The 6,963-nt window shown below is 57.0% G+C and carries 5 protein-coding genes; 1 reads left to right on the top strand and 4 read right to left on the bottom strand.

The features are described 5' to 3' along the window. Positions 1 to 137: 137 nt before the first annotated feature. The 4 genes from L972_RS16725 to apbC form a co-directional block, all read right to left on the bottom strand. Entirely contained in the window at positions 138 to 1,610 is a 1,473-nt protein-coding gene (locus L972_RS16725; protein ID WP_047439689.1) for an inorganic phosphate transporter, read from the bottom strand. Between the two features lie 377 nt (positions 1,611 to 1,987). Beyond that, positions 1,988 to 2,569, bottom strand: a complete 582-nt coding sequence (gene dcd / locus L972_RS16720; RefSeq protein ID WP_005336719.1) for a dCTP deaminase — start codon at positions 2,567 to 2,569, stop codon at positions 1,988 to 1,990. A 63-nt stretch (positions 2,570 to 2,632) separates the two neighbouring features. Beyond that, on the bottom strand, positions 2,633 to 3,277 hold the full coding sequence (gene udk / locus L972_RS16715) for a uridine kinase (RefSeq protein WP_005345570.1): 645 nt from the start codon (positions 3,275 to 3,277) through the stop codon (positions 2,633 to 2,635). 110 nt (positions 3,278 to 3,387) lie between these two features. Next, a complete protein-coding gene (apbC, locus tag L972_RS16710) occupies positions 3,388 to 4,470 on the bottom strand; it encodes an iron-sulfur cluster carrier protein ApbC (RefSeq protein ID WP_047439686.1) in 1,083 nt (360 codons plus the stop codon). Positions 4,471 to 4,656: 186 nt separating this feature from the next. On the opposite strand from apbC, the gene metG reads away from it, so the two are divergent. Further along, positions 4,657 to 6,690 carry a methionine--tRNA ligase gene (gene metG, locus L972_RS16705; RefSeq protein WP_047439683.1) on the top strand — a complete coding sequence of 678 codons (2,034 nt, stop codon included), beginning with the start codon at positions 4,657 to 4,659 and terminating at the stop codon, positions 6,688 to 6,690. Positions 6,691 to 6,963: the final 273 nt, after the last annotated feature.

The following is a 6,963-nucleotide window of genomic DNA, read 5'->3' as shown; positions in this document are numbered from 1 at the left end:
GACAACAGGTGTTGAAAGGCTGGGGTATCCATGATGGTAGACCTAATGGTGATGGCCTACTTCAAGATTAGCCTTTCAACACGTAATAGGGACAGAGCCAATAAAAAGGGCCCGCAGGCCCTTAAAAAATAACGATATTATCCACCAAACAGATGGTGGCTGACGATAAACAGGCCACCGGAGAGCAGCATGGTCAACGGCAGGGTCAACACCCAGGCCATCAGGATGGTCTTGATGGTCTGGCTCTGCAGGCCGGATTTGTTGGCTACCATGGTACCCGCCACCGCAGAAGAGAGGATGTGGGTGGTGGACACCGGCATACCAGTCAGACTGGCAACCCCGATGGAGGTAGCAGCAGTGATCTGGGCCGCAATGCCCTGGCTGTAGGTCATGCCGGTGGTGCCGATCTTCTCGCCCACGGTATGGACGATACGACGCCAGCCCACCATGGTGCCGCAACCGAGCGCCAGCGCGATGGAGACGATCACCCAGGTCGGTGCGTATTCAGCGGTCGCGGTCAGATCCTTGCGCCATTTGGCCAGATCGGTCAGCTCCTTGGCGGGCAGCGGCAGCTTGGCAGCCTTGCGGGCGGTGTCATCGATACAGAGCAGCAGACGACGCACTTCGCGGCGGTCGGTCAGGCTCATCTGATCATAAGTACGCACGGCACCCAGACGGGCATCCAGGGTGGCCATCGCCTGCAGCACGCCATCTGCGGAGCAGTGAGTCATCAGCTCTTCCTGAGCCGTTGCCGGTGCAGAGAAGTTGATGACGCCAGAGAGGGCGGACTGGTTGCGCTGGTAGATCTCCATGATGCGCTGGTTGGCATCCTGGGTCCGGTCCAGATCATAGGCGCGGCTGTTCATGTCCAGTGCGAAATAGGCGGGCGCCATACAGATCAGCACCAGCATCACCAGACCGATGCCCTTCTGGCCATCGTTGGAGCCGTGTACGAAGCTGACGCCCATGGCCGAGGCCACCAGGGTCAGACGCGCCCAGAACGGCGGGTGTTTCTTGCCATCCACCAGCTGGCGCTCTTCCGGCGTTTTGTGGATCTTGTTGCTGGTCCAGATGCGCTTCATCGCCAGCAGCAGCAGCGCCGCGATGATGAAGCCGATGGTGGGAGAGATGATGAGGGAAAGCATGATGTCGATCGCTTTGCCCACGTTAATCCCTTCTGTCACCGGTTTATGGGTGATCCAAGCATAGGCGCCGCCGACCCCCAGAATGGAACCGATCAAGGTATGTGAACTGGAGGCCGGGATCCCGAAGAACCAGGTGCCCAGGTTCCACACAATGGCGGAAAACAGCAAGGAGAAGACCATGATCAACCCTTGGGTGGAGTCCATCCCAAGCAGCAGGTCGATGGGCAGCAGATGGACAATGGCATAGGCCACACCCAGACCGCCGAACATGACGCCAAAAAAGTTGAAGATCCCCGATGCAACGACCGCCAGGTGAGCTGGCATCGCCTTGGTATAGATAACCGTTGCTACCGCGTTGGCGGTATCGTGAAAGCCGTTGATAAATTCATAGGCAAGCACAAAAAAAACGGCCAATACCAAACCGATTGACCACCACAAACCCAAACCACTAAACATTTCAAACATAAAAAAAAGCCTGTTTATGAGTTGCGGCGGATTATGCCAGATGGCGGCCAACACCATAGCCACCATTGAAATATTTCAGCCATAAAAAAAAAGAGCTTTTTGGAAAAAAATATCCTAGAGCCAGTCCTCATGCGGCTTGCCATCGATTAATTAAAGCCGCTAATGATTGCGGGAAAGGGCAAAAATAGCTGACAATTAAGCCAATAATTTCATTTTTATGACGTTTTTATAACAGAAAAACGGGCAAAAGTGGTGATAAAACGTCCCCACCCCGCCAATCTCATCCGACCAGCACCATCAACCCCATATCCGTTTGATTCCAGATGCAAAAAGGGAGCACCTTGTGCTCCCTTGAATCGTTGCCGTGTTGCCAGTTATCAGTCCTGATTGATGCGACTGGCAACGGCGCCCTGCTGGCTCTTGTACTTGGCATTTTCCCGCTTGTTGTAGGGACGGGCCGCGACGCCGGAGAGCATCTCGAAGTTCAAGGCGCCGATCTTCATCTTCGGACGCAACGCCAGCGGCAGTTTGCCGCCGTTGTAGAACTCCAGCACGATGCGACCGGACCAACCCGGATCGATCCGGTGCGCCGTCACGTGCACCATCAAACCCAGGCGTGCCAGTGACGAGCGGCCATCCAGCCAGCCGACGATATCGGCCGGCAGGGTGACGGATTCGTAGGTCACCGCCAGCGCCAGCTGACCCGGGTGAAGGTAGAAGGCTTCACCATCGGGGATGTGGATCTCGTCACTCATCACCCGATCGATGGCATCGGCCATCTCGCTGCTCGGACCGCTCAGATCGATATAGGGCGCGGTATGATCGCGAAACACCCGAAACTCGTTACCCAGCAGCACATCGACACTGACACCACTGATCCGCTCTACCCCGGGCCGTGGCTCAATGACGATCTTGCCTTCATCCAGATGGCGTTCAATATCGGTATCACACAGACGCATTGGGCGACTCTCCTGACAAATTGTGCTTTTAAAAAAGCCGGGCATCACCCGGCTTGTTTCATCTTAACCGATCAACATGTGGCGGATACGCGCCTTGAGCATGTCGATGGCGATGCGGTTCTTGCCACCACGAGGCACGATCACATCGGCATACTGTTTGGACGGCTCGATAAACTGCAGGAACATCGGACGCACCGTCTTCTGATACTGCTTGAGCACGGAGTCCATGGTACGGCCCCGCTCCTGCACATCACGCACCAGACGGCGCAGCAGGCAGATGTCGAGCGGGGTATCCATAAAGATGGAGGCATCCATCAGATCCCGCAGACGGCTGTCGGTCAGCAGCAGGATCCCTTCCAGAATGATCACCCGGCGCGGGGCAAACGGAGTCACTTCACTCATACGGGTGTGTTCGGTGTAGGAGTATTGGGGAATGGCAACCGCGTCACCTTTGACCAGCTGGCTCAGGTGCTGTACCAGCAGGTCGTGATCCAGCGCGTTGGGGTGGTCATAGTTGGTCTTGACCCGCTCTTCCATGGTCAGGTGGGTCTGATCACGGTAGTAGCAATCTTCGGTGATCACACCAATCTGACCTGCGCCCAGTTCGGCCACCAGCTCTTCATAAATGGTCTGGGCTATAAGACTTTTGCCAGACGCAGATGCGCCCGCAATACCGATGATCACACACGAATGTTGAGTATCAGACATGACAAATACCTAAAAGAGAAGAGCAGTGGGGATGGTTTAAACCGATCCATTATATAAAAAAGGGTGGGTCATGCCCACCCTCAATTCCCTTTCAAGTGACCGACCGCCGATTATTCATCCAGCGCCATGGCATAGAGGGGGGTCGCAATCGGTTTTGCGCTGAAAAAGAGTTCAGCCCCTACCCTGCGAGCCAGCTTCAAATAGGCCTGAGCCAGGCTTCCTTCCGGTGCGCCGAACACGGTCGGGCAGCCATCATCCATGTGTTGGCGGATATCGATATGCAGCGGTAATTGACCAAGCAGTGCCACTTGATACTGCTCTGCCATCTTCTGGCCGCCACCGGTACCAAACAGCGGCTCATGGTGACCACAGGCGCTGCAGACGTGGTAGCTCATGTTCTCGATGATGCCGAGCACCGGCACATTGACCTTGTTGAACATGGCGATCCCCTTGCGGGCATCGGCCAGCGCCACATCTTGCGGGGTGGTAACAATGACCGCGGCCGAGGTAGGCACTTGCTGGGCCATGGTGAGCTGGATATCGCCAGTGCCCGGCGGCATGTCTACCACCAGATAATCCACCTCGCCCCAGCGGGTCTCATGGAGGATCTGCGCCAGCGCCTTGCTCGCCATTGGGCCGCGCCAGATGGTGGCATCCTGCTCGGAGACCAGATAGCCGATGCTGTTGCTCTTGAGGCCGCAGGCCATCACCGGCTCCATCAGCTTGCCGTCATGGCTGACCGGACGCTCTGTGAGGGTGCCCATCATGGTGGGAATGGAAGGGCCATAGATATCGGCATCGAGAATGGCGACCCGCGCCCCCTCTTTTTGCAGGGCCAGCGCCAGGTTGACCGCACTGGTAGATTTGCCCACCCCCCCTTTGCCGGAGGCGACCACGATGATGTTGCGAATGCCCTGCACGGCATTGAGGCCCTGCGCCCGCGGCATGCTGGCGACGTCAATCTCCAATGCCCAGTCGATACGGGTGGCGCCGGTGGCACTGCGCAGCCTGGCATCGTAGTTCTCTTTGAGCTGATCGAGCAGCGAGAGACCGGCAAACGGCAATACCAGCCGGATAGTAAGCCCCTGACCCTGATTGATGATCTCGCGAACGAATCCGGCATCCACCAGATCCTTGTGCCAGCCAGCTGGCTTAAATTCGGCGAGGATCTGTTTTACTGAATCAATCACCATTAACTCCTCATTATCTTGTCATTATCTTGAGGTGAACGGTTACCGCACACAAATCAGTGGCTTGCCTGCCATCGTAACAGCAGGTGCTGCCAAGGTTGGCATAGCCACAACCCTAGGCAGGCTACCCCCAATTCGGGTAACATGCACGGCACTCTATCATCCCAACAAGCACATCAAGAACGTAATATGGCAACTGATCCTCGTAAAATGCTGGTAACCTGCGCCCTCCCCTATGCCAATGGCTCCATCCATCTTGGCCACATGCTGGAACATATCCAGGCCGATATCTGGGTTCGTTATCAGCGAATGCGCGGCCATCAGGTGCACTTTATCTGTGCCGATGATGCCCACGGCACCCCGATCATGCTCAAGGCACAGCAGATGGGGATCACCCCGGAAGAGATGATTGCCGCTGTCTCCAAGGAGCACCAGGCCGACTTCGCCGGGTTCAACATCAGCTTTGACAACTATCACTCCACCCACAGCGACGAAAACCGCGAGCTGGCGGAGCTGATCTATGGCCGCCTGAAAAATGGTGGCTTTATCAAGAGCCGCACCATCTCCCAGCTGTTCGATCCGGAAAAATCCATGTTCCTGCCGGACCGTTTCGTCAAGGGTACCTGCCCCAAGTGCAAGTCTCCGGAGCAGTATGGCGACAACTGCGACAGCTGCGGCGCCACCTACAGCCCGACTGAGCTGATCGATCCGAAATCTGCCGTCTCCGGCGCGACTCCGGTAATGAAGGACTCCGAGCACTTCTTCTTCGACCTGCCGCAGTTTGAAAAATGGCTCTCTGAGTGGGTGCGCGGCTCCGGCGCCATTCAGGAAGAGATGGCCAACAAGATGCAGGAGTGGTTCGAAAGCGGCTTGCAGCAGTGGGACATCACCCGTGATGCCCCCTACTTCGGGTTCGAAATTCCCGGCGCCCCGGGCAAGTACTTCTACGTCTGGCTGGATGCGCCCATCGGTTACATGGCTTCCTTCAAGAACTTGTGCAACAAGCGTGGCGACATCGACTTTGATAGCTACTGGAAAGCGGACTCCGAGGCCGAGCTCTACCACTTCATCGGCAAGGACATCGCCTACTTCCACTGCCTGTTCTGGCCGTCCATGCTGGAAGGTGCCAACTTCCGCAAACCGACCAAGGTCAACGTGCACGGTTATGTGACCGTCAACGGCGCCAAGATGTCCAAATCCAAGGGCACCTTCATCAAGGCATCTACCTACCTGAACCACCTGGATCCGGAGTGCCTGCGTTACTACTACGCCGCCAAGCTCAACAGCCGCATCGACGATCTGGACTTGAACCTCGAAGATTTCGTGCAGCGCGTCAACGCTGACGTGGTCAACAAGCTGGTCAACCTTGCCTCCCGCAACGCCGGCTTTATTGCCAAGCGTTTTGGCGGCAAGCTGGCAGCAACCTGCGCCGAACCCGAGCTCTACGCCGAATTCGCCAACGCCCGTACCGCCATTGCGGAAGCGTATGAGAGCCGCGAATTCAGCCGCGCCATCCGGGAAATCATGGCGCTGGCCGACAAGGCCAACCGCTACGTGGACGACAAGGCGCCCTGGGTTATCGCCAAGCAGGAAGGGGCTGACGCCGAGCTGCAGGCGGTCTGCTCTGTTGGCATCAACCTGTTCCGCGTGCTGATGGCCTACCTCAAGCCCGTCATGCCGCTGCTGGCCGAGCGTGCTGAAGCCTTCCTGGCCGAAACCCTCAGCTGGGATGGCATCGAGATGCCGCTGGTCGATCACACCGTTGCGCCGTTCAAAGCCCTCTTCTCCCGCATCGAGCCGGCGAAGATTGAAGCCATGATCGAGGCCTCCAAGGAAGACCTGGCCAAGGAGCAGGCACCGAAAGTGACAGGCCCGCTGGCTGATGACCCCATCAGCGAAACCATCACCTATGACGATTTTGCCAAGATTGACTTGCGCGTCGCGCTGATCAAGAAGGCCGAAGCGGTACCGGAAGCCGAGAAGCTGCTCAAGCTGCAACTGGATATCGGCGGCGAAACCCGTCAGGTGTTTGCCGGTATCAAGTCCGCCTACAACCCGGAAGATCTGGAAGGCAAGCTGACCGTCATGGTGGCCAACCTGGCGCCGCGCAAGATGCGTTTCGGCATGTCCGAAGGCATGGTGCTGGCCGCAGGCCCGGGCGGCAAGGATCTCTGGATCCTGGAGCCGCAGGAAGGCGCCCAGCCTGGCATGCGCGTCAAGTAAGCACATCGCTGACTGCGACCACAGCCAGATAGAGAAGAGAGGCCAAACGGCCTAATGCCAGTCAGTTAAGCCTGACTGGCATTGTTTTTATTGGCTTTTGGCACCACATACTTCTGTGGTCTTGCCTTGAGACTACGGGGATAACTCCGCTCACTTCGTTCCCGCAACACAGGACGGGACACTGAAAAAACAAAAAGCCCTGCCAGATTGGCAGGGCTTTTTCAGTCAACCTGTCCCGTCCTGAATATGGTTTACACCTTTCCCCCCAATAAA

It is taken from the genome of Aeromonas sp. ZOR0001 (assembly GCF_000801015.1).
Classification (GTDB): Bacteria; Pseudomonadota; Gammaproteobacteria; order Enterobacterales; family Aeromonadaceae; genus Aeromonas; species Aeromonas veronii.
The sequence above is the reverse complement of the archived record's forward strand: the minus strand, read 5'-3'. Positions and strand labels throughout refer to the sequence as shown.

Coding starts and splice junctions, on each gene's coding strand:
- L972_RS16725 (WP_047439689.1), bottom strand. CDS start 1,610: ATGTTTGAAATGTTTAGTGGTTTGGGTTTGTGGTGGTCAATCGGTTTG.
- dcd (WP_005336719.1), bottom strand. CDS start 2,569: ATGCGTCTGTGTGATACCGATATTGAACGCCATCTGGATGAAGGCAAG.
- udk (WP_005345570.1), bottom strand. CDS start 3,277: ATGTCTGATACTCAACATTCGTGTGTGATCATCGGTATTGCGGGCGCA.
- apbC (WP_047439686.1), bottom strand. CDS start 4,470: ATGGTGATTGATTCAGTAAAACAGATCCTCGCCGAATTTAAGCCAGCT.
- metG (WP_047439683.1), top strand. CDS start 4,657: ATGGCAACTGATCCTCGTAAAATGCTGGTAACCTGCGCCCTCCCCTAT.